Source organism: Myceligenerans indicum (assembly GCF_016742955.1).
GTDB classification, from domain to species: Bacteria; Actinomycetota; Actinomycetes; order Actinomycetales; family Cellulomonadaceae; genus Myceligenerans; species Myceligenerans indicum.
Genome location: NZ_JABBYC010000026.1, coordinates 26065 through 48540 on the forward strand (window position 1 = coordinate 26065; position 22476 = coordinate 48540).

At 66.5% G+C, this 22476-nt stretch carries 17 protein-coding genes and 1 pseudogene; 9 read left to right on the forward strand and 9 right to left on the reverse strand.

The annotated features are described in order from the left end of the window. Nucleotides 1–9 precede the first annotated feature (9 nt). Together HGK34_RS13820 and HGK34_RS13825 are read left to right on the forward strand one after the other, a co-directional pair. Nucleotides 10–1455 carry an MDR family MFS transporter gene (locus HGK34_RS13820; RefSeq protein WP_201848326.1) on the forward strand — a complete coding sequence of 482 codons (1446 nt, stop codon included), beginning with the start codon at nucleotides 10–12 and terminating at the stop codon, nucleotides 1453–1455. A gap of 153 nt (nucleotides 1456–1608) precedes the next feature. Then, nucleotides 1609–2559, forward strand: a complete 951-nt coding sequence (locus tag HGK34_RS13825; protein WP_201848328.1) for a ribose-phosphate diphosphokinase — start codon at nucleotides 1609–1611, stop codon at nucleotides 2557–2559. Nucleotides 2560–2569: 10 nt separating this feature from the next. Here the strand turns inward: HGK34_RS13825 and HGK34_RS13830 are convergent, their stop codons facing one another. Beyond that, on the reverse strand, nucleotides 2570–4033 hold the full coding sequence (locus HGK34_RS13830) for a CCA tRNA nucleotidyltransferase (RefSeq protein WP_201848330.1): 1464 nt from the start codon (nucleotides 4031–4033) through the stop codon (nucleotides 2570–2572). A gap of 108 nt (nucleotides 4034–4141) precedes the next feature. On the opposite strand from HGK34_RS13830, the gene HGK34_RS13835 reads away from it, so the two are divergent. The 6 genes from HGK34_RS13835 (at nucleotide 4142) to trxA (ending at nucleotide 12577) form a co-directional block, all read left to right on the forward strand. Continuing rightward, a complete protein-coding gene (locus HGK34_RS13835) occupies nucleotides 4142–4786 on the forward strand; it encodes an NUDIX hydrolase (RefSeq protein ID WP_201848332.1) in 645 nt (214 codons plus the stop codon). Continuing rightward, nucleotides 4783–7101, forward strand: coding sequence for a DUF6049 family protein (locus HGK34_RS13840; protein ID WP_280517916.1), 2319 nt, complete (start codon nucleotides 4783–4785; stop codon nucleotides 7099–7101). Before HGK34_RS13835 ends, HGK34_RS13840 begins: the two co-directional genes overlap by 4 nt. A gap of 143 nt (nucleotides 7102–7244) precedes the next feature. Continuing rightward, nucleotides 7245–8819: a murein biosynthesis integral membrane protein MurJ gene (gene murJ, locus HGK34_RS13845; protein ID WP_244666733.1), complete on the forward strand. Its 1575-nt coding sequence runs from the start codon at nucleotides 7245–7247 to the stop codon at nucleotides 8817–8819. Between the two features lie 237 nt (nucleotides 8820–9056). After that, nucleotides 9057–10937: a protein kinase family protein gene (locus HGK34_RS13850; RefSeq protein WP_201848338.1), complete on the forward strand. Its 1881-nt coding sequence runs from the start codon at nucleotides 9057–9059 to the stop codon at nucleotides 10935–10937. A gap of 285 nt (nucleotides 10938–11222) precedes the next feature. Further along, on the forward strand, nucleotides 11223–12185 hold the full coding sequence (gene trxB, locus HGK34_RS13855) for a thioredoxin-disulfide reductase (RefSeq protein ID WP_201848340.1): 963 nt from the start codon (nucleotides 11223–11225) through the stop codon (nucleotides 12183–12185). 44 nt (nucleotides 12186–12229) lie between these two features. Next, on the forward strand, nucleotides 12230–12577 hold the full coding sequence (trxA, locus tag HGK34_RS13860; protein ID WP_201848342.1) for a thioredoxin: 348 nt from the start codon (nucleotides 12230–12232) through the stop codon (nucleotides 12575–12577). Nucleotides 12578–12726: 149 nt separating this feature from the next. Here trxA and HGK34_RS13865 read toward each other — a convergent pair whose 3' ends face one another. The 8 genes and pseudogenes from HGK34_RS13865 to rpmH all read right to left on the reverse strand — a co-directional run bounded on the left by HGK34_RS13865 (nucleotide 12727) and on the right by rpmH (nucleotide 20210). Beyond that, nucleotides 12727–14010, reverse strand: coding sequence for a ParB/RepB/Spo0J family partition protein (locus HGK34_RS13865; protein ID WP_201848345.1), 1284 nt, complete (start codon nucleotides 14008–14010; stop codon nucleotides 12727–12729). A 67-nt stretch (nucleotides 14011–14077) separates the two neighbouring features. Continuing rightward, entirely contained in the window at nucleotides 14078–15160 is a 1083-nt protein-coding gene (locus HGK34_RS13870; protein WP_307815959.1) for a ParA family protein, read from the reverse strand. 1362 nt (nucleotides 15161–16522) lie between these two features. Next, nucleotides 16523–17188, reverse strand: a complete 666-nt coding sequence (gene rsmG, locus HGK34_RS13875; protein WP_244666735.1) for a 16S rRNA (guanine(527)-N(7))-methyltransferase RsmG — start codon at nucleotides 17186–17188, stop codon at nucleotides 16523–16525. Nucleotides 17189–17451: 263 nt separating this feature from the next. Further along, a pseudogene (locus tag HGK34_RS13880) lies at nucleotides 17452–17958 on the reverse strand (Jag family protein); the annotation flags it as partial. Nucleotides 17959–17968: 10 nt separating this feature from the next. Beyond that, entirely contained in the window at nucleotides 17969–19135 is a 1167-nt protein-coding gene (gene yidC / locus HGK34_RS13885) for a membrane protein insertase YidC (RefSeq protein WP_201848349.1), read from the reverse strand. 123 nt (nucleotides 19136–19258) lie between these two features. Beyond that, complete coding sequence (gene yidD, locus HGK34_RS13890; protein WP_244666741.1) at nucleotides 19259–19519, reverse strand: membrane protein insertion efficiency factor YidD; 261 nt, start codon at nucleotides 19517–19519, stop codon at nucleotides 19259–19261. 92 nt (nucleotides 19520–19611) lie between these two features. After that, on the reverse strand, nucleotides 19612–20070 hold the full coding sequence (gene rnpA / locus HGK34_RS13895; protein WP_201848353.1) for a ribonuclease P protein component: 459 nt from the start codon (nucleotides 20068–20070) through the stop codon (nucleotides 19612–19614). A 2-nt stretch (nucleotides 20071–20072) separates the two neighbouring features. Beyond that, nucleotides 20073–20210 (reverse strand): 50S ribosomal protein L34, encoded by a 138-nt coding sequence (gene rpmH, locus HGK34_RS13900; protein ID WP_201848355.1) that lies wholly within the window; start codon nucleotides 20208–20210, stop codon nucleotides 20073–20075. Nucleotides 20211–20687: 477 nt separating this feature from the next. Here rpmH and dnaA point away from each other — a divergent pair, with 477 nt between their 5' ends. Beyond that, nucleotides 20688–22124 carry a chromosomal replication initiator protein DnaA gene (gene dnaA, locus HGK34_RS13905; RefSeq protein ID WP_201848358.1) on the forward strand — a complete coding sequence of 479 codons (1437 nt, stop codon included), beginning with the start codon at nucleotides 20688–20690 and terminating at the stop codon, nucleotides 22122–22124. Nucleotides 22125–22476 lie beyond the last annotated feature (352 nt).

Sequence of the window (22476 nt, forward strand, 5' to 3'; positions counted from 1 at the left end):
ACGGGGTCGATGACGACCGAAGCACCGGAGGCGGAGGCGGCGATCAAGCTCGCACCCGGCCATTTCCGGGTCATCGCCCTGCTGATGGTGTCGGCCTTCACCGTGATCCTCAACGAGACCACGATGACGATTGCTCTGCCGACAATCATGACGGACCTGGGCATCACCGAGACCACCGGCCAGTGGCTCACGACGGCGTTCATGCTGACCATGGCCGTCGTGATCCCGACGACCGGATACCTCATCAACCGGCTCGGCACACGCAACGCCTACATCCTGGCAATGGCGGTGTTCACCGCGGGCACGGTGCTGGGCGCGCTCGCGCCGACCTTCGGTGTCCTCGTGGGCGCCCGCGTCGTTCAGGCGATGGGCACCGGAATCATGATGCCGCTGCTCATGACCACGATCATGACGATCGTCCCACCCCAGATCCGCGGGAAGATCATGGGGAACATCACGCTCGTCATCGCGCTGGCACCTGCGACGGGTCCGACCATGTCGGGCATCGTGGTCGACCTCGCCGGATGGCGCGCCGTGTTCGCCGTGGTGGCGCCGGTGGCCCTCCTCGTTCTTGTCGCCGGACTCGTGTGGATCCGCGACGTGGCGGAGAAGGAGCTCCAGCCGATCGATCCGCTGTCGGTCCCGCTCTCGCTCCTCGCGTTCGGCGGAGTCGTCTGGGGGCTCTCGCAGCTCGGTGAATCCGGGGACGAGGCATCTCTCGTGAGCCCGTACGTTCCGCTGAGTGTCGGTGTGGTCATGCTCGGTGTGTTCGTCTGGCGTCAGATCGCCCGCCAGCGCACCGACTCGGCTCTCCTCGACCTGCGGACGTTCCGCTCACGGAACTTCCGGATCGCGGTAGGCATCATGGCGATCGCGATGATCGCGATGTTCGGCGCGATGATCCTCCTGCCACTGGTGCTGCAGGACGCCATGGGTTACTCGCCCACGCTCGCGGGACTGGTCGTGCTGCCGGGCGGTTTGGCGATGGGTCTCCTCGGGCCGGTGGTCGGCCGGCTCTACGACAAGGTCGGCCCGCGCCCGCTCATGCTCCCCGGACTTGCCGGAGTGACGCTCGCGGTAGCGCTTCTGGCGACCATCAACGTCGGAACGCCGCCCTGGTTGGTCGTCACGGCGCAGCTGGTGCTGATGGTGGGCCTGAGCTTCACCTTCACGCCGCTGTTCAGCTCGGCGATGGGTGACCTCGAGCCACACCTGTATTCCCACGGTTCCGCCACGATCAACACCGTGCAGCAGGTGGCCGGTGCCGCCGGTACCGCACTCTTCGTCGCGCTCATGACGATCCGTTCCACGACGATGACCGACGCCGGTGCCTCCGACGCGGAGGCACTCACGGGCGGTGCCCGCCTCTCGTTCACCGTCGGGGCGATCATCGTCGCCACGGCAATCCTCCTGGCCAGCCGAATCAAGCGGGTCGAGGGCGGCGCGGCCCACTGATGGTGTCCCCGGAGCCTCGGTCCGGGATGCGGGGTGATGGCGCGGCGGCAGCTTCGGCGGCCGCCGCGTCGTCGTCCCGGTCCGACGGTTCCGCCGGCGGGTCTGGGCCCGCCAACCCGCGCGGGGAACTGCGGTGACGCCTACACTTCGACCATGGCCGAGGTTCGGGTCTTCGCCGGCTCCGCAGGTCAGCGCTTCGCTCAGAAAATGTGCGCTGACCTCGGCGTTCCCTTGAGCCCAGCGGAGATCAGCCGCTTCGCCAACGACTGCCTCCAGGCGCAGCTCATGGAGAACTGCCGCGAACGCGACGTGTTCCTGGTCCAGCCCGTCATCACTCCCACGCAGGAGAACCTGATGGAGCTGCTCCTCATGATCGACGCCGCCAAGGGAGCCTCAGCACGACGCATCACCGCGGTCATGCCGCACTTCGCCTACGCGCGATCCGACAAGAAGGACGCGCCACGCATTTCGATCGGCGGTCGCCTTGTCGCTGATCTGCTGGAAACGGCAGGTGCCGGGCGCATTCTCACCATGACGCTGCACGCGCCGCAGGTGCACGCCTTCTTCCGCGTCCCGACGGATCAGCTGAATGCGTTGCGCGAACTCGCCTCGCACTTCGCCTCGAACGACCTGTCCAAGACGACGGTCGTCTCTCCTGATCTCGGCAACGCCAAGCCGGCCAGTGCGTTCGCGAAGATGCTCGGAGTCCCTGTGGCCGCAGCGGCAAAGGAGCGTTTCCATGGCGATCGCGTCGAGATCACGTCGCTGATCGGTGACGTCGGCGGCCGGGACATCATCGTGCTCGACGACGAGATCGCGGGCGGCACAACGATCGCGGCCATCCTCGACCTGCTCCGCGAGCACGGCGCCCGCTCGGTCCGGATCGCCTGCACCCACGGCATCTTCGCGGGTGATGCCGTGTACCGCATCGCCGCCGACCCGGACGTCGTCGAGATCGTGACGACGGACACCGTCCCGTCCACGGAGCTCATCGTCCATCACAAGCTGACCGTCATCAGTGTCGCCGCGGCCTTCGCCGAAGCGGTGCGCCGCATCCACTCGGGCGAGTCCGTCAGCGCTCTCTTCGACCCCACTCACGTCTGAGCCCCACGGGTCAGCTCTGCCGCGCCGTCCACCACTTCTTGAGTTCCTCGGTCGCGGCCTCCTCACCCAACGGGCCGTGCTCCATCCGCAGCCCGAGCAGATGCTGATATGCCTGCCCCACCTCACGACCGGGTGCGATACCGAGGATCTCCATGATCCGGTTCCCGTCCAGGTCGGGCCTGATGGCGTCGATCTCCTCCTGCTCGCGGAGGACGTCGATCCGCTTCTCGAGGTGCGTGTACGCGTCCGAGAGTCGCTTGGCCTTGCGGCGATTGCGGGTCGTGCAGTCGGCACGCGTCAGCCGGTGCAGACGCTCGAGCAAGGGGCCGGCGTCGGTCACGTACCGCCGTACGGCCGAGTCGGTCCATTCCCCGTCGCCGTAGCCGTGAAACCGGAGATGCAGCTCCACGAGCCGGGAAACGTCCTTGACCACCTGCTTCTCGTACTTCAGGGCACGCAGCCGCTTCGACACCATCTTGGCGCCGACCACCTCGTGGTGATGGAACGACACTCCCCCACCCGGCTCGAACCTGCGAGTGGCGGGCTTGCCGACGTCGTGCAGGAGCGCCGCGAGCCGCAGCACGAGATCCGGTGCCGGAACCGCCCCGTTCGGTCCGGTCTCCTGAGCGATCGCCTGCTCCAGCACGATCAGGGAGTGCTCGTACACGTCCTTGTGTCGATGGTGCTCATCGATCTCCAGCTGCAACGCCGGCAACTCAGGCAGCACATGGTCGGCAAGGCCGGTGTCGACGAGAACCTCGAGCCCGGCGCGAGGGTTCGGTGACATCACGAGCTTGCTCAGCTCCGCCTGAACCCTCTCGGCCGAGACGATCTCGATCCGCCCGGCCATCGCCACCAGCGCGGCCAGCGTTCCTTGTTCCACGTGAAACGAGAGCTGGGCGGCGAACCTTGCCGCCCTCAGCATTCGCAGCGGGTCGTCATCGAACGACCGTTCAGGCGCAATGGGCGTGCGCAGCACCTTGCGCGCCAGATCGGTGAGCCCGTCAAAAGGATCCACGAATGTCAGGCCGGGCAGACGTACCGCCATCGCATTGACAGTGAAGTCGCGTCGGGACAGATCGCCGTCGAGCGACGTACCGAACTCCACCAATGGCTTGCGGGAGTTCGGGTCGTACTTGTCCGTGCGGTAGGTGGTCACCTCGACGATGACATCGCCCTTGCGCGCGCCGATGGTGCCGAACTCCTTGCCGATGTCCCAGTGGGCATCGCCCCACTTCGCGAGGAGCCGCTGAGTCTCATCAGGCGTCGCGGACGTCGCGAAGTCGAGGTCGTTGCTTGCGCGGCCCAGGAACGCGTCCCGCACCGGCCCGCCGACCAGCGAGAGCTCGTGACCGGCCGCCCGGAACACTTCACCGAGGTCGACGGCGGCCGGAGCCATCTCGGTCAGCACGCCAAGTGCGCGGCGCAGGAGTTCCAGCTCGGGCTTGGCACCAGAAGGGGTTGACACGAGCATCGATTCTCCCAGACGACCGCGCGTGTACGTAGTCCAGGAACGCGGCAGACCGCGTTCCGTGCGGTGCGTGTGATCGGGAACGGTCCGCGTAGTCGGTAGTGTTGGGGCATGTCCACCCCCGCGCCGGCTGGCGATCGACACATCGGTCGCCCCGACGTGCCCACGCCACCTGGCGGGGCGCCTCTCCGGGTGGATCCGTCACGTGTGGTCGCCATGCCCGCCGCGACAGCACATCTCCCCGTCGTGGACGAGACGTCCGCCGGCGGGCTCGTCCTGCGCTCCAACCACGGACGTGCCTCAGACCCCGACGGATTCGATGCCGCCGTACTCCTGCGCCGCAACCGCAGCGGACGGATCGAGTGGTGTCTCCCGAAGGGACACCTGGAAGGCGAGGAGACCCCGGAGGAAGCGGCAATCCGCGAGATCCGGGAGGAGACCGGTATCTCTGGCTCGATCCAGGTCGATCTCGGCGTCATCGACTACTGGTTCACCGGCGAGGACCGGCGTGTGCACAAGGTAGTGCACCACTTCCTGCTGCGTGCGGACGGAGGCGCCCTCACGGTGGAGAACGATCCTGACGGTGAGGCCGAGGACGCCGTCTGGGTCGGTATGCGCGACCTTCCTGACAAGCTTTCCTACCCGAACGAGCAGCGGCTGGCCGCCGTCGCCGCCGAGCGCCTGGGTTCGTCCCCCGAACTGCTCGCGGCCCTGCGATCCGGCATGTCCCACCTGGAGACTCCAGACCACCCATGACGCAGCATCACGGTGCCCGACGGCGTTGCGCCCGCACCACCGCAGGAATCCTCACCGCGTGTCTCGTACTCCTGGGCACCTACCTGCCCATGAGCACGTCATCCGCCACCGCGCGCCCGGCCGGGAACGGTTCGGTCGCGGACGCCGCGACGGTGGCGTTCGCGAACCAGGCGTCCGCGGACCAGGCGCACATCTCCGCGGCCGGCTCCCCAAGCACCGTCGTCGGCCAGGAGAGCGACTCGGCCGCTCCCGTCTCGGTGGTCCTGCGGACCGTCTCCCCCACGGTGGCACGGCCAGGCGACCAGGTGAAGGTCACCGCGGAGATCACCAACGACACCGACCGGGCGCTCACGGGCCTGACCGCCAGGATCGCCGTCAACGCGGTCGCACTCACGCAGCGCTCCGCTCTGTCGGCATGGGAATCGCTGTCGCTCGTCGACCGCGTCGCGGGAAGCGGCCCCAGCCCTCAGGACCTGGGCAAGCTCGGCCCTGGGCGGTCGACGACCATCGAGCTCACCTTCCCCACCGCCACGTACACGTTGCAGGGCTGGGGACCGCGCGAGATGTCCATCGAGATCCGTGATGCCTCAAGCAGGGTCGGCGTGCTGCGCACCTACCTGATGTACGACAACGGAACGACCCGGACCGCGTCACCTCCGATGCGCCTGACCATCGCGGCGCCCGTGACCTCGGGCACCGTGGATCCCGCGGACCTGGAGGCAGCCCGGCTCCGACTGGCCCAGGAGGCCGCCGACGAGGGGCGACTCGATCAGATGCTCCAGGTCGCGAGGACGGGAAAGATCTCGCTGGCCGTGGATCCGAACGTCATCGGTCTCGCACGATCCGCCGAGGACGACGAGTTGCGAGCGTGGGGTGCCCAGTTCCTGGCGGCCACCGAGGCGACGAGCACGTTCGCGCTCCCCTCCTGGGACACGGACATCGCGGCGCTCGCCCATGCAGGGGTCTCGTCGGGCCGCATGCGTGGCATCCTCAACACGCCGGTGGCCGGCGAATGGAAGGTCCCGAAGTCGTGGGGCGAGGGGCTGGCCTGGCCTGCGGACGGGGTCGCCGACCAAGTCACCGTGGCCGCGGCCACCTCCGCGAAGCGGCCATACGTGGTGCTTGCGAACGGAACACACGCACCGCTGGCGGCGAACAGCGCCGAGAGCCGCGCGGACGTGAGCCTCGACGACGAGACGGCACGGACCGTGGTGGCGGACAAGGTGCTCAGCGAGCTCTTCACCAGCGGGACGGACCTCGCGCCGGCACTCCGCGCGGCCGAGTCCGCAGAGGCCGACGACTCCGGAGCAGGCGGGGCGGAGGCAGGACCCGCAGCTCCACAGCGCTCGGGGGCGGCTGCCGCGCAGCGGCTCGTTGCCGAGACCTCGACGATCGTCGCCCAGGCCGCATCGCACCCGCCGCGTGCTCTGGTTGCGCTCGACCGCTCCTGGTACCCCGATGCGGACGCGGTCGACACGATCCTGGCCGCCCTTGACAACGCCGACTGGGTCGACGTCGCCCCACTGGGCTCCCTTCTCGCCTCCGACGCGCCCTCGGTCGAACGTACGCCGCTGCAGAGCGACAAGCCCGCGAAGCAGGAGCTCGACGTACACGAGGTGTCCCTCATCGATGAGACCCGCACAAGGGTCATCGACTTCTCCTCCATCGCGGACGACTCCGCGGAGCTCCGCCGCAATTCTCTGTGGCACCTGGTCACACCACTGTCCATCACGTATCGCGCCGACCCGGAGCAGCGGCAGGCGGCGGTCGACGAGGGCATCAACTACGCCGAAGAGGTACTCGGCGCCGTGACCCTCGTTCCCCGCGAGGGAATCAATCTGATCTCGGACCGCGGCGATCTGCCGATACGCGTCCAGAACCGTCTGGACACTGACGTCACGGTGACCGTCCTGCTGCGGCCCGACAACCCGCGGCTGACCGTGGCACACCCGGTGAGTGGGACGGTTCCCTCCGGCAAGGAGATGGACCTGCCGATCCCTGTCGAGGCGATCGGGTCCGGCGATGTCACCGTGACCGCCGAACTGCTGGCTCCCTCGGGGGTCCGGCTCGGGTCGGAGACCTCGTTCGAGGTGCGCGTTCGTGCCGGGTGGGAGGAGGTCGGCACCTGGATCGCCGCAGGGCTGGTCGGACTGCTGTTTCTGGCAGGAATCTGGCGTACCGTACGGCGCGGGCGTTCTCCGAACCGAGCCACGGTAGAGGACGTCCGGGCGGCGACCGGCGAGATCGAAGCCACGGCCAGGTTCACGGATACCGCCGGGCCGACGACGGCCGGCACCGCGCAGCGGACGGATTGATTCCTGGGGCAGCCCGGGGCGGACGGGAGTAACCCCACATGACCTCACAGGCCACCGGCAACCGCGGGCTGGGACGCAGCTCGCTGGTAATGGCTGCCGGGACAGCCGTGTCTCGACTGGGCGGGCTCGTCCGGAACATGGTAATGGTCGCGATCATCGGCAGCACGGGCCTGGTTGCGGATGCGTTCGACGTCGCCAACAAGCTGCCCAACGTCCTCTTCGCGATTCTCGCGGGCGGCATGCTGAACGCGATCCTGGTGCCGCAGATCGTTCGTGCGTTCCAGGCCAAGAACGCGCAGGAGCGTCTCGACAAGCTGCTCACTCTCTCCGGTGTCGGGATCCTCGCTCTGACCGCGATCCTCACCGGGGCATCGTCGATCATCGTGTGGCTGTACACCGACGGCTGGACCGATGAACAGCTGGCCCTGGGTACGATCTTCGCCTTCTGGTGCATCCCCCAGCTCTTCTTCTACGGGTTGTACACCTTGCTCGGGCAGGTCCTCAACGCTCGCGAGCAGTTCGGCCCTTACATGTGGGCCCCGGTGGCGAACAACATCATCTCCATCATCGGCTTCGGCCTCTTCTGGGTGATCTACGGGAGCGCACCAGAAGGCGGCATCAACGAGGTCAGCTCGTGGGATACCCCCCGCACCATCCTGCTCGCCGGCACTGCCACCCTCGGCATCGCATCTCAGGCACTGGTCCTCCTCGTGCCCTTGATGCGCTCAGGGTTCGCCTGGCGGTTCCGCCTGGGATACAGGGGTATCGGGCTGCGGTCGGCAGGCTCGGTGGTCGGGTGGACGTTCGCCGCAGTCGTGCTGGAGCAACTCGGTGTCCTGTATCTGACACGCGTCGCCTCCCAGGGAGGCGCGGAGAATGCGGTCGCCGGCGAGCTCTCGAACGCGGCCGCGGGCAACGCTGCCTACACCCAGGCACTGATGATCTACCTGCTCCCCCACTCCCTGGTCACCGTCTCCATCGCAACCGCGTTGTTCACGGGCCTGAGCAAGGCCGCTGCCAGCGGCGAGACCGACAAGGTCCGCTCGGATCTGTCGCTCGGCCTGCGAACGGTCGGGGTCTTCACGGTCTTCGCCACGGCTGCGTTCACCGTACTCGCGGCACCTCTCACAGCGACGATCGTGCCGACGGCCGGCGCAGCGGGCACGGCAGCGATCGCACCGGTCCTCTTCGCCTTGTCCCTTGGTCTGATTCCTCTTGGGGCCATGGTCCTCATGAAGTGGGTCTACTTCGCATACGAGGACGGCCGCGGCGTCTTCTGGATCACTGTTCCTGCGACCGTCGCACTCGTGCTCGGTCTGCTCGCCGCCCAACTCTGGCTGCCCCGCGAGAACTGGGTCACCGCTGCGGGCGCGTCGTTCGCCCTCGCCAACTGGGTGACCTGTGTCCTGCGCACCCACGGCCTGCGCAAGATGCTGGACGGCCGAATGGACGGCCGCCGTGTCCTGCTGTTGCACTCCTGGGCACTGCTTGCGGGCCTCCTGGCTGCCTGGGCGGGCTGGGCTCTGTACCAGTGGATCGGTGGGTTCGACGCATTGCAGTTCGACCGCGGCGTCGGTGGCACCTTCCTCAGCGGCCTGTGGATCACCGCGGCCTGCGGACTGGCGATGTTGATCGTCTACGTCGCACTGCTCAAGCTGTTCCGCGTACGTGAACTGGACACGCTCATGGTCCCGCTGCGCCGCCGTCTCGGGCGGTGAGGACAGGGCCGACGGAGGCCGTGGCGAACCACCGGAGCGCGACCCGCGAAGGGACCGCATCGGCGCACTCTGCCTTTCGGTCGTGTCGTTCCTGAATGCCGGGGCCAGCCACAGCCGTCCGTGCACACGCTGTGGACGAACCTTGCCGGATCCACGGATTGTCGGTATCGCCGCGTAGCATTGCGGGCAAAGATCCCGCCGTCCACCGACGGCCGTCTGATCAGCGAGGGAGGCAGTGTGGGTACGCCCGGACCCGGCGACGTCGTCGTCGAACGCTATCGCCTGGGCTCCAAGCTCCGGACCGACCTCGCAGCCGCCGTCGCCTGGGAGGCCTTCGACCAGGTGTTGGACCGCCAGGTCCGGCTCACCCTGGTGGACGGGCCACGGGCCGCCGATGCCCTGGACTCCGCGCGGCGGGCGGCCCTGGTGGTGGACCCGCGGATCTGTCGGGTCCTGGACGTCGGCACGGCGGACGTCGGGTCCTATGTCGTGACGGAGCCGTACCCGGGCGAGACGCTCACCGAGGTCGTCTCACAGGGTCTCGTCGACGAACAGCAGGCTCGCGCGATCGCCGGTGAGGTCTCGGCCGCGCTGGCCGTCGCAAGTGCCCGCGGTGTGCACCACACGGTCCTGCGGCCCGAGGCGATCCGCATCGAGCGGGACCGTGTCGTGGTCACGGGTCTTGGCCTTGACGGCGGCATGGCCGGCCGGGAGATCGATCAGTCTCCGGCCACGGGAGATGCGCAGGGAGCGCTTGCACTGCTCTATTATGCGATGACGGCGAGGTGGCCCGGCATCGATCTCGAAGTGCCGTGGGTCACGAAGGACACCGTGATCCCGCTCCCCGCACGGCGTGACGAGGACGGTGCGGTGGTCCGTCTGTCATCGCTCGTGCCGCACGTCGATGCGATGGTCGACGCCCTGGTCGCCCGAGCGTTCGCCCCTGTCCCAGAGGCGGGCACCCCCAGGACTCCGGACGATGTCGTCGCGGCCCTCGAGCCGTGGGGTGAGGTGTCGGTCCTGGCATCCCTTCCCTCGTTCGTCCAGCAAGAACCCGAAGCGACCGAGCGGCAGGCGCCCCCGGCGCCGCCGGTCCGGAGGCCGGTGGTGACCGGCCGCATCGCCAGAGCCGAGGAGGCACCAGCAATGTCATCCGTCCCGCCCGAGGGAGCTCCGCAGGGGTACCCGCCGCCGGTGCCCCCGCCCCCGCCCGGCTACCAGCCTCACCAGCAGACCGCTCAGCAGTCCGGCTACCAGCAGCCGCCCCAGTACGCACCTCAGCAAGGCTACGAGCAGCAGTACGCGCAGCCGCAGAGCTACGACCCGTCGTCGTATCAGGCTCAGCCGCAGGCGTACGCCCAGCCGGGTTACGAGCAGCAGTACTACAACCAGAACCAAGGATTCCAGACGCAGCCGGCGCCGAAGCGCGGCGGGGTCAATCCCACGCCAATCGTGCTCGGGGTTGTCGGTGTCGCCGTCGTCGCCGGACTGATCTGGGCGGTCATGGCCATCCTGGCGCCTTCGGAGAACACGCCGGTCGTCGGGGCGGGCTCGACCGCGAACACCGACACCGATACCGGCAACGGCGATGGCGACGGCCAGAACGGAGGCGACGGCTCCGCCAACGGCGAGGAGTCACAGGCACCGACGACCGAGGCCCGGCCGGTCATCACCGGTTCCACGCTCGTGGCAGCCGACGGCGCTCCGGTCGAAGGCGAGGACGCCGACCACCCGGAGACCGCAGCCCGCGCGTCGGACGGTGATCCCACGACGTTCTGGTACACCCGCACGTTCTCGTCACCCGACTTCGGGGGAATCAAGAGCGGCAGCGGTGTCGCGCTCACGCTGCAGGAGGCAGCGGCCGTCTCCACGATCGAGCTGTCCACGAACAGCGAAGGCGGAAACGTCCAGATCCGCGCGACGACACCCGACGATCCGGCCGGTGGAGAACTGCTCGCCGAGGGGCCCGTGTCGTCGAGCACGACGTTCTCGCTGGACGAGCCGGTCGTCGGTAGCTCGTTCGTCATCTGGTTCACGGCTCTGCCCGAGTCCGAGCCACTTCCTGATCTTCCTGATCTCAAGTACCGGATCGAGCTGAAAGAGGTCACCTTGAGCTGACCCGCCAGGCGACCGCCGGAGGGCCGCCTTCGAGGTGGTTTCCAGGAGTGCTCGACAGAGCGCAAACGGAGACCACCTCGAAGGCGGCCCTCCGGCATGCCGCGAGCCTTCCGGCGAGAGCGTCGCTCAAGACGGGCGCACCAGGAGCACTCGACGCTGTATTGACAGACTTCGATATAGTCGGGTGTGCCGCGCTTCACGCGCTTGAAAGCCCGGATCCCGCGGTCGGCTGGAACACTGGGAGCGCCATCCGTGTTGACGCGGGCGAGACTCGAGGAGAAGACGTTGACCGAAGAGCAGACCATCCACGATGTAGTAATCGTCGGGTCCGGCCCCGCCGGGTACACCGCCGCCGTCTATGCTGCGCGCGCCGGGCTTGCGCCCGTCGTGCTGGCCGGCTCCGTGACCGCGGGCGGGGCGCTCATGAACACCACTGACGTCGAGAACTTCCCCGGCTTCCCTGAAGCCGTCATGGGCCCTGACCTCATGGACAACATGCGCGCGCAGGCCGAACGGTTCGGCGCCCAGGTGGTCTGGGACGACGTCGAGCAGGCAGAACTGACGGAGGACGTGAAGGTTCTCACGACAGGGCTCGGCGACGTGTACCGCGCACGTGCCGTCATCCTTGCGACCGGTTCGGCCTATCGTGAGCTCGGTCTGCCGGACGAGAAGCGACTCTCCGGTCGGGGCGTCTCCTGGTGTGCGACCTGTGACGGATTCTTCTTCCGCGACCAGCACATCGTCGTCGTCGGTGGTGGGGACTCCGCGATGGAGGAGGCGACTTTCCTGACTCGCTTCGCGTCCAAGGTCACCGTGGTGCACCGGCGTGACGAACTGCGAGCCTCGAAGATCATGGCTGATCGCGCGAAGAACGATCCGAAGATCGAGTTCGCCTGGAACAGCAAGGTCGTCGAGATCTCGGGCGAGGAGAAGGTCGAGTCGGTGACCCTGGAGGACACCGTGAGCGGTGCACAACGTGTGCTCGACGCGACGGGCCTGTTCGTGGCCATCGGACACGAGCCCCGCACGGACCTCGTGAAGGGACAGGTCGACCTCGACGAGAACGGCTACATCCTTGTGGAGGGCCGCTCCACACGCACGAACCTGCCTGGTGTGTTCGCCAGCGGTGACGCGGTCGACCACACGTACCGCCAGGCGATCACGGCTGCCGGCTCCGGATGTGCCGCAGCCCTCGATGCGCAGGCATACCTCGACACCCTGAACGACAGCACCCCATCAACTGTCTGAACGTCACTCCAACCACAAGTTCCACATCACCTGAGGAGCAGGCCATGAGCACAGTCAAGGTCACCGACGACACCTTCAAGAGCGAGGTCCTCGACTCGGACGTCCCCGTCCTCGTGGACTTCTGGGCCACCTGGTGCGGCCCGTGTCGCATGGTCGCGCCGATCCTCGAGGAGCTGTCGGAGGAGTACGGCGACAAGATCAAGATCGCGAAGCTCGACACCGATGAGAACCAGGCCACTGCGATGGCCTACAACGTGGTCTCCATCCCGACCCTGAACGTGTACCAGGGCGGTGAGGTCGTGAAGTCGATCGTGGGTGCTCGTCCCAAGCGCGCACTCACGGAGGAGATCGAGAGCGTGCTCGCATCCAGCAGTTCACAGGGCGCCGTCTGACCCGTCCCACGGCTTCATGCGCCGGGAAGGCCCGGGCTCCGATCAATCTGATCGGAGCCCGGGCCTTCTCTCTGCCCTCAGTGGTCCACCCGTCCACTGAGCTGGGTCATCTCCTTGGGCGCATGGAGGTCCACATGGTCGACGCCGGGCTATGCAGGGTCTTCACCACTCCTGAGCAGACCTGGATCGTTCGGGGACAGCACTCCCAGGATCCGATTCAGGTCGCTCACGTCAGAGAACTCGATCGTCATGCGGCCCTTGTTCTTGCCGAGTGCGACCTTGACGCGTGTCTCAAAGCGATCGGACAGTCGTGTCGCAAGCTCGTCCATCGCCTCAGTCCGGGCTCCCGCACGTGGAATCTTGCGCGCGTTACCGGCCTTGTCGCTGCCATCAGACATCGTGACGAGTTCTTCGGTGGTACGCACCGAGAGTCCCTCCGAGACGATGCGCTGGGCAAGGCGTTCGATCTCTGCACCATCCGTGAGCCCGAGCAGAGCGCGGGCATGTCCCGCACTGAGCACTCCGGCCGCGACCCGGCGTTGGACCAGTGGCGGGAGCCGGAGCAGTCGCAGCGTGTTGGAGATCTGCGGCCGGCTGCGAGCGATCCGTGTGGCGAGCTCTTCATGCGTACAGCCGAAGTCGTCAAGCAACTGTCGGTAGGCCGCAGCCTCCTCCAGCGGATTCAGCGCCGCACGATGCAGGTTCTCCAGGAGCGCGTCCCGGAGCATGTCACCGTCCTCGGTGTCACGGACGATTGCCGGGATCGTGTCGAGGCCTGCGGCTTGTGTCGCCCGCCAGCGGCGCTCACCCATGATGAGCTCGTACTTGCCGGGATCCTGGGGATCCGGGCGAACGACGATCGGCTGCAGGACGCCGATCTCCTTGATCGAGTCGACCAGCTCATCGAGTTCCCCGTCGTCAAAGACGGTACGTGGCTGCCACGTGTTCGGCCGGATCGCGGCAGGGTCGAGCTCGGTGAAGCGTGCGCCAGGAACCGGAAGAAGGTCTACCTCGGTTCCACGTGAAACATCTGACTCCTGGGATCTGAAGAACGCGGAGTCAATGGCTGTCTCACCGGACGTCCCCTCCCCTGACACCGAAAGGCGTCCACTTGCGATCGCCGAGTCCCAGTTCTCTGTGGAGTTGCGGCCCAGGCCACGGGCACCACGTGATTCACCGGCAACGCTGCGTACGGACGACGTTGATGGAGTTGGGTCCTGTGACACATCTGCTACCACCGGCGTTCCGCTTCCGGAGGCGACCGATACCGGGGCCTCAGCGCCAGCCAGGGCCGTGGGTTGGTCTCCAAGGTCGGAGTCTGCAGGCAGTGTGGCAACCGCCGACTCTGATGGGAACGCCCCCTCGTCCCCGTCAGGCCCTGTGGGAATCAGGGCGCCGAGCCCCCGGCCGAGGCCTCGCCTCTTCGCACTCATCGCTTCTCCTCATTCGTCTCCACCGTGCAGCAGCCATGCCGAGCGGACCGGTGGTGCTCCGTTGCGTTCAGGACCGCGCCTCTTGCATCTGCGCCGGCCGACGAGGACTTGACGACCCCTGGCCGCGCTCAGCAAGTTCGCGCGCCGCCTCAAGGTATGCGAGTGCACCGGTCGATGTCGCGTCGTAGGTCATCACCGTCTGCCCATAGCTCGGCGCCTCGGAGATCCGGACTGAACGTGGAATCGTGGTCCGGAACGTCTCTGCCGGAAAGTGTGACCGCACCTCTCCAGCCACCTGCTGCGCAAGGTTTGTGCGTCCGTCATACATCGTCAGCAGGATCGATGACACTCTGAGATCAGGGTTCAGATGCGAACGGATCAGGTCGATCGTCTTCAACAACTGGCTCAGTCCCTCCAGGGCGTAGTACTCGCACTGGATCGGGATGAACACTTCCCGGCCGCCAACGAAGGCGTTGACGGTCAGAAGGCCCAGGCTGGGAGGGCAGTCGATGAGCACGTAGTCCATCTGCGACTCGCCTGCCGCCTCACGATCAGCAATGAACCTGTCGATTGCCTTCCGCAGTCGCGTTTCACGTGAAACGAGAGACACCAGTTCGATCTCGGAGCCCGAGAGGTCGATGGTTGCAGGCACGCCCCAGAGGTTCTCGATGTGGGGGCACTCCTGCATGGTGTTCACCAGCAGCTCGTCTTCGACAAGGACCTCGTACACCGAAGGAGTACCCGCACGATGTTCGATGCCAAGGGCTGTGGATGCGTTGCCCTGTGGGTCGTTGTCGATCACCAGGACGTTGAGCCCAGACATGGCAAGTCCGGCGGCCAGGTTGACGGTTGTGGTTGTCTTGCCGACCCCGCCCTTCTGGTTGGCCACGGTGATGACCCGGGTCTTGGAGGGTCGGGGGAATGTGCGACCTTGCAGTTCGATGCGACGCCGGGCGTCCATCGCCAGCTGTGCAGCAAGGGGGGTGGATTCGTCGACGGCGGGAACCGACGCGATCAGAGCCTCTCGGCGCTCATCGTCGCCGTCGTACCCGCCGTCCGTGGACTCTGGATTCGAGGGCGCGCCAGCACCGGGCGTTTCACGTGAAACGCCCGGACCCTGGAGCCCTTGCACAAAGATCGGATCGGTCACGCTGACACTGTAATCCGTTGACGTGTCCCTGTGACCGGACTCGCCTGAACTTTCCACAACATCACCTGGTGCCTCTGAGCTCTGACCGACACCAGGAGTGCCTGCCGCACCAGGGAGGACTCGCACGGTCGTGACCCTTGCAGCTTCTGCGAGTGCGGCTGTCATCCTCACCTTGTTGCTCGGCCCCTCCATGCCTGACAGGTGATTACCTGCAACAACACTCCGCGGCGTGGCAGCGCCTGTGCCCTCAGCTGTGTTCTGGGAGACCCCTGTTTCGGGGACCACCGTTTGAGGAGCCCCTCTGAGGCGGGCTACTACAGCCGGGTCGAGCACTCGTGACGTCCGATCTGGCCCTGCATCTGTGTCACCTGGTGAGAACTCGGCCAAACCAGTCGAACCTGGGAGCGAACGTAGGTGCTGGACCCTCCTGGAGTCATGGTGGTGATCAGAGCCCTCACTGCGGTCCCTGACCTCCGACTCCGGAAGGGCCCACTCCCCTGGCATGTGACTCCCAAGGCTGGTGCCGTCGCCATCAGGCACGTCCATAGCCGTCGCCATCCCCTCTGGGTTCTCATGAGCGCTCTGAAACTCCGTTGCCCGACCGGTTCGCGGCTCAGTGTCCTCGATGTGATCGAGCGTTTCACGTGAAACGTCGCTCACGTCTGACGGTAGCTCCACACAGCCGGCGGGAGTGGGCCTGGACGTCATGCCGCCAAGGCCTGACTCCTCCGGTTCAGCCTCCACGTCACCCGCTTGATCGGCCAGGACCATCCTGCCCAGGCCCCCGGGTTCGCCATGATGACCGCTTGGCTCGCTCTCACTGCCCCCTGGGCCGTGCGACTCAACTGGCCCTGGCTCCACACGATTCTCGGCTCTTGTCGCCTTGGACGCCGTGCCCTCGTCGACCTTGCTGCGTGCAGTTGCCTGCTGCCTGATCCTCCGCTTCAACCATCCCCAAATTGAGTGCACCCACTCACGCTAGGCAGGTACGCCCTGACCGGCCTGTCGAAGCGTCAATATGCAACAAGGCCGACAACGGCCTCGTGCCCGTTTCACGTGAAACGCTCGACCCGCCATGTGACACTCCCCCACTGATGTCCTGTTGATGCCCCGTGGGCATGCGAGTGACAGCATTGACGCCCTGGGTCCGAGCTGAATCACCTCATCCCGCTGCAGAGCTCGAGACGGACTCAGCGCCCAGCCCTGAATGCAGGGGCGGCAGAGAACTCGGCCGGCACAGCACGCCCCGACCACCAACCTCCGGGCGGCACGGCAACATGCCCCGTCTGATGACGGGTGGCTTGCGAGAGTTGAGTGTGCTCCCTGTCGACCGTCCATGGCGTTTCACGTGAAACCGCTTGGCTACTTCCGCCTCTCCACCCGGAGGACCGTCGTCACCTCAACCCCCTCGATGGTCTTCCCCGGCAGTACCTCTGGATCCCCCGCACCGAACTTCCGGAGCACCTTGCGTGCCGCATCGAACTCATCGCGCACGTTCCGCCCCTTCAGCAGCACCAGCTCCCCACCGACACGAACCAGAGGCATGGAGACGCGGACGAGCTTCGACAGCGCGCCCACGGCCCGCGACGTCACTGCGTCCACCTCAAATGCCCCGCCGTACTCCTCGGCACGGCCGCGCTTCACCACGACATTCGACAGCTCGAGCTCCTCGACAACCTCCAGCAGCCAGGTGGTACGCCGCTCCATCGGCTCCACGAGGAGCACCTCGGCATCCGGCCGCATGATCGCCACCACCACGCCGGGCAACCCGGCCCCCGAGCCGACGTCGGCCACTGACCGTGCCTCCGCGAGATATGGCACCACGGCAGCGGAGTTCAAGATGTGCCGCTCCCAGAGGCGTGGCATCTCCCGCGGCCCGATCAGCCCTCGAAGCTCACCCTGGTCCAGGAGCATCTGTGCATACCTGTGCACCGTGTCATACCGATCTCCGAAGTACTCACGGACAGCATTGCTCCTTCCGAGCGTCTCCATGTCTGGCACCAGATCATCCATGCCCTCAGTCTTCATCACTCACTCCCCTCACGCGCACGTGCATTCGGTCTGTCACCTTGTGATGGCCCGACCAACATGGTGAGGGCCGGTGCGACACCGCACCGGCCCTCACTCGTTCCACCGTCCGGTCACCACCGGACGTCGTATCACTCCACCATGCCGGCCGACTCCGTGGGCGCATCGGACGTCGCCTCTGCCACCTCACTACCTGATCGGACGGATCCGGCGGCTGACTCGGTGTGCGCGTCGTCAGCTGAAGACGTCCCTTCCGCGGCATCCGCAGGGTGGATCACCACATGCCGGTGTGGCTCGTCGCCCTGGGAGTCGCTCACCAGTCCAGCAGCCGCGACGACGTCGTGCACGACCTTCCGCTCGAACGCGTTGAGCGGCTCCAGGGCCACCTTCTCACCGGACTTCCGGACCTCGGCGACCGCCGACTCCCCCAGCTTCGTCAGCTCGGCGCGCCGTGCCGCACGGAAACCTGCGACGTCGAGCATCAGCCGAGACCGCTCACCAGTCTTCACCTGAACGGCAAGGCGCGTCAGCTCCTGGAGCGCATCGAGTACCTCACCGTCACGCCCCACCAGCCGGTCCAGGTCCTTGCCGCCGTCCTCCGAGAGCACCTCGACGGCGGCCCGGCCGAACCTGATATCCAGGTCGATGTCGCCGTCGAGGTCGGCGATGTCGAGCAGCTCCTCGAGGTAGTCGGCCGCGATCTCGCCCTCTTCCTCGAGGCGGACGGTACGGTCGTCAGTCGTCGACGCACCGGCAGTGGACTCGCTCATCGCACTCCTCCTACTTCTTCTTCCGCTTGCCCGACGGCGTGCTGCCGGCAGGCCTCGTCTTCGCCTTGCCCTTGTCCCCGTTCGGCGACCCGTTCTCCGACGTACCACCTGCCGACGCTGCGTTCGACGTGGACGACGACCCGGCCGTGGCACCAGGGGCACCATCATCATCCGACGACTCGTCCGAGGGCGCGGCCTGAGCTGTTGCCACGGGCTGACGGGGAGCGCCCTTCCGGCGGTCCTTCCGCTTGGGCTGAACGCGCTGACCGCGCTGCTTCGGCTCCAGGACCTCGACGACCTCCTCCGGGACGGGCTCACCACGCTTGAGCGCCCGCTCCTTGGCCTTGCGGGCCTTGCGCTCCTGCATTTCCTTCTCGGCCCTCGATCCGGGAGCCGGCATGCGCTTGATCGTGTAGTACTGCTGGCCCATCGACCACAGGTTCGTGACCGTCCAGTAGATCAGCACGCCGACCGGGAAGTTCACACCAGAGATCATGAAGATCACCGGCAGCATGTAGAGCATGATCTTCTGTGTCTGCGCCATCGGCCCCTCGAGGGCCGCAGGCGGCATGTTCTTCATGGTCAGCTGACGCTGCGTGAAGAACGTGGTGGCGGACATCGCAAGGATCATCACGGCAATGACGATCTTCGCCGTGACCGTCGAGTCCTGCATGAAGACGTCGGACAGGTGTGCACCGAACAGAGTGGACTGCTCGATGTCCGAGGCGACCTCCTGCGTGATGGGAGTCAGTGGCTCGCTCTGGCCGTCCGCGATCGGCTTCAGGCCGCGAAGCACACTGAACAATGCGAAGAAGATCGGTGACTGCAGCAGCAGCGGCATGCAGGAAGCGAACGGGTTGGTCCCGTGCTTCTTGTAGAGATCCATCGTCTCGCGGGTCATGGCCTCGCGCGACGCCGGGTCGGTCTTGCCCTTGTACTTCTTCTGCACGGCCTGCAGCTCGGGCTGCATCATCTGCATCCCGCGGGACGCCTTGATCTGCTTGAAGAACAGCGGGATCAGCAGGATCCGCATCACGATCACCAGCATCACGATCGCGAGCACCCAGGCAACGCCCGGGCCGTCCGGCAGACCGAGGAACGTGAACAGCTCGTGCGAGCCGACCATGATCCAGGACACGCCTTGCTTCAGCCAGACCCAGAGGAAAAAGTCACCCATCGGTCTCAGTCACTCCTGATTGTTGCGGAAGTCGGGGGAAACCGGGGCCGCTGCCCGGCAGCCACGCGCGACGACGACCCCTCAGGCCGTCGTCGCGCACGGACGAGTCTGCACGAGCGGTGCTCAGTGCAGGTGCGGCGCGGCGGGCGTGGCGCCGTCGTTCGGGGCACCTGCCCGACGACGACGATCACGCGCGGGCGGGACGTCGTCGACACCGCCCAGGCTCCAGGGGTTGCAGCGCAGCAGGCGCCAGAGAGCAAGGCCCAGCCCACGGAGTGCACCATGGCGACGCAGCGCAATCACCGCATATCGCGAGCAGGAGGGGTAGTACTTGCAGGTGGGACCACTCATCGGCGAGATGAATGCCTGGTACACCCGAATCATCGCCACCAGCACGATCACGGGAAGGTCACCCAGGCGACCACCTGACGACTCGGGCCGGAGCGCCGCGAGCCGGAAACCATCGGTCCACGAGGTCATGCTGTCGTTCCGCCGTTCATGGGGTTCGTCGGCGCCGTTGTCGGGTCGGCCGCCGAGCCGGCCCTCGTCTCAGCCAACGACCGTCCGGAACCGCTGGTTCCCCGTGCATCTTTCTTCACGGCGCGCCACAGGCAAGAACGGAGGTCATCGTCGAGCTCCTGGTAGGAGGCCGACGCCGACGGCGGCAATGCCCGCACGACGACGCTCGCACCGTGTGGCAGTGCATCGACACAGGCGGCAGCAGAGGCGCGGATGCGCCTCTTGACCAGGTTGCGATGCACGGCATTGCCGACCGCCTTGGAAACGACAAGACCGACCTGAGGCGGTCTTCCACTGTCCTCACCGCGATCGGTGAACAGATGGACCACCAAGGTCGGTCGTCCCGCACGCGTGCCGCGGCGCACCGTCCGTTCGAAGTCAACGGAACGGCGCAGTCGGTGCGCCGCTGGCAGCATGATCAGGCGGAAAGCTTGGCGCGGCCCTTGGCGCGCCGGTTGGCGAGGATCGCGCGTCCCGCACGGGTCTGCATACGCAGACGGAAGCCGTGCGTCTTGGCACGACGACGGTTGTTCGGCTGGAAGGTCCGCTTGCTCACGAGGTACTCCTGGAAGACGTCGGGAAGGGCACAGCCTGTCCTCGACGAACAAGTCGATGCAGGGGCGAGTGCCGATGCAGGGTTCGTCCGGTCGACACTCACATCGACCGGGCTGCCGACCCGGGCCCGGCCACGCAGCCCGGCGGATGACCGGCGGCGAGCGCGCAAAAGTACCTGGAACGGCTGTCTGACGTTACGCTTTCGGGCGGCCTTCGGTCAAACCCGAACGGCGTTCGACGGTGTCGTTCCTGCCACACCGACAGCTCGCCACCGGGCTCCTGCGACGCCACGGGTCCTGCCCGCATAACCGCCGTCCACAGTATCCACAACCTGTGGACAACTGTGTGGACGGTGCCTCATCATGGCAGACTCCGGAGAGTCCCCGCGCTACGAGACGACGTCGAGCGGACGGGCTCTCCGTCACAGATTCAGCACCGGTCTCGCAGCATCGCGCGACCCGACCCGTTAGGAACGACCGTGGCCGACCCGGACGACAACCTCGCCGATGTCTGGGCAAAAGTGCTGACCACGCTCGAGGCGCGTCCCGACATGAGCCCACGGCAGCTCGCCTTCATCCGGCTGGCGAAGCCGATGGCGATCGTCCACGACATGGTGTTCGTCGCGGTCCCGCACGAGCAGACCCGCACGTACCTCGAGACCGCGGTCCGTGACGAGCTGTCGTCTGCCGTATCGGAGGTGCTCGGGCGGGACGTACGTTTCGGCATCACGGTGGACCCGGAGCTGAGCAGTTCGTCGCTTGCCGGACCGTCGCAGATCTCCCACGCCCCGACCAGCCTGACCGACGAGGCTCCCGAGCCGGCCGAGGCGCAGATGCCGGTGGCTCCGCAGCCTGCACCGAAGCCGACGGGCGAGCAGACGCGTCTGAACCCGAAGTACATCTTCGAGACCTTCGTCATCGGCTCGTCCAACCGGTTCGCGCACGCCGCCGCCGTCGCGGTGGCTGAGGCTCCGGCCAAGGCGTACAACCCGCTGTTCATCTACGGGGACTCGGGACTGGGCAAGACCCACCTGCTGCATGCGATCGGGCACTACGTCCACAACCTCTATCCGCACATCCGCGTGCGGTACGTGAACTCGGAGGAGTTCACGAACGACTTCATCAACAGCATCGGCGAGGGCAAGGCAGGCTCGTTCCAGCGCCGGTACCGCGACGTCGACGTCCTCCTCATCGACGACATCCAGTTCCTGCAGGGCAAGGAGCAGACGATGGAGGAGTTCTTCCACACCTTCAACGCGCTGCACAACGCCAACAAGCAGGTCGTCATCACGTCGGACGTGCCCCCGAAGCAACTGAGCGGCTTCGAGGACCGGCTGCGCTCCCGCTTCGAGTGGGGCTTGATCACGGACGTCCAGCCGCCGGATCTGGAGACGCGGATCGCCATTCTGCGCAAGAAGGCCGCATCCGAGCACCTGGACGTGCCCGACCCGGTGCTCTCCTACATCGGCTCACGGATCTCGACGAACATCCGCGAGCTGGAGGGTGCGCTGATCCGCGTGACGGCGTTCGCGAACCTCAACCGGCAGTCGGTCGACCTCACGCTCGCTGAGATCGTCCTCAAGGACCTCATCACGGACGACGACGACACCGCGGAGATCACACCTGCCGTCGTGATCGCCCAGACCGCTGCCTACTTCGGTCTGCCGATCGAGGACCTGTGCGGCACCTCGCGTTCACGCGTGCTGGTCACCGCCCGACAGATCGCCATGTACCTCTGTCGTGAGCTGACCGAGCTCTCGTTGCCGAAGATCGGCCAGCAGTTCGGCGGCCGGGACCACACAACGGTCATGCACGCGAACAAGAAGATCGCCGGGCAGATGGCTGAACGCCGGTCCACCTACAACCAGGTCACAGAGCTCACTGCACGGATCAAGCAGCAGCACCGCGTGTCCTGACACCTCAGGCGGCCCCCTGAGGGCTCCTTCCGCGCGACTTGGTGTCATGCACCCTCGCCGGCCTGTACACAACCACGCTCACACTCCTGACCTGTGACGACGCTGCTGTGTCGCTCGTTCATCCACATCTCCACAGGCCTGTGGATTGCGGTGTGGATAACTCTGGTCCTGCTCCACACCCACGAATCCACAGACTTGTGCACAACCAGATCCGCAGGATTCCGGGGGTGACTATCCTCCATCCCCAGGCCTGTGGACAGAATCTGTGTATAACCTCGCTTCGAGGCGATCCATGGAGGAACACCCCTGTGGATGAACCTGTGGAAGACGTGTGGACAACCTGCTGAAACCT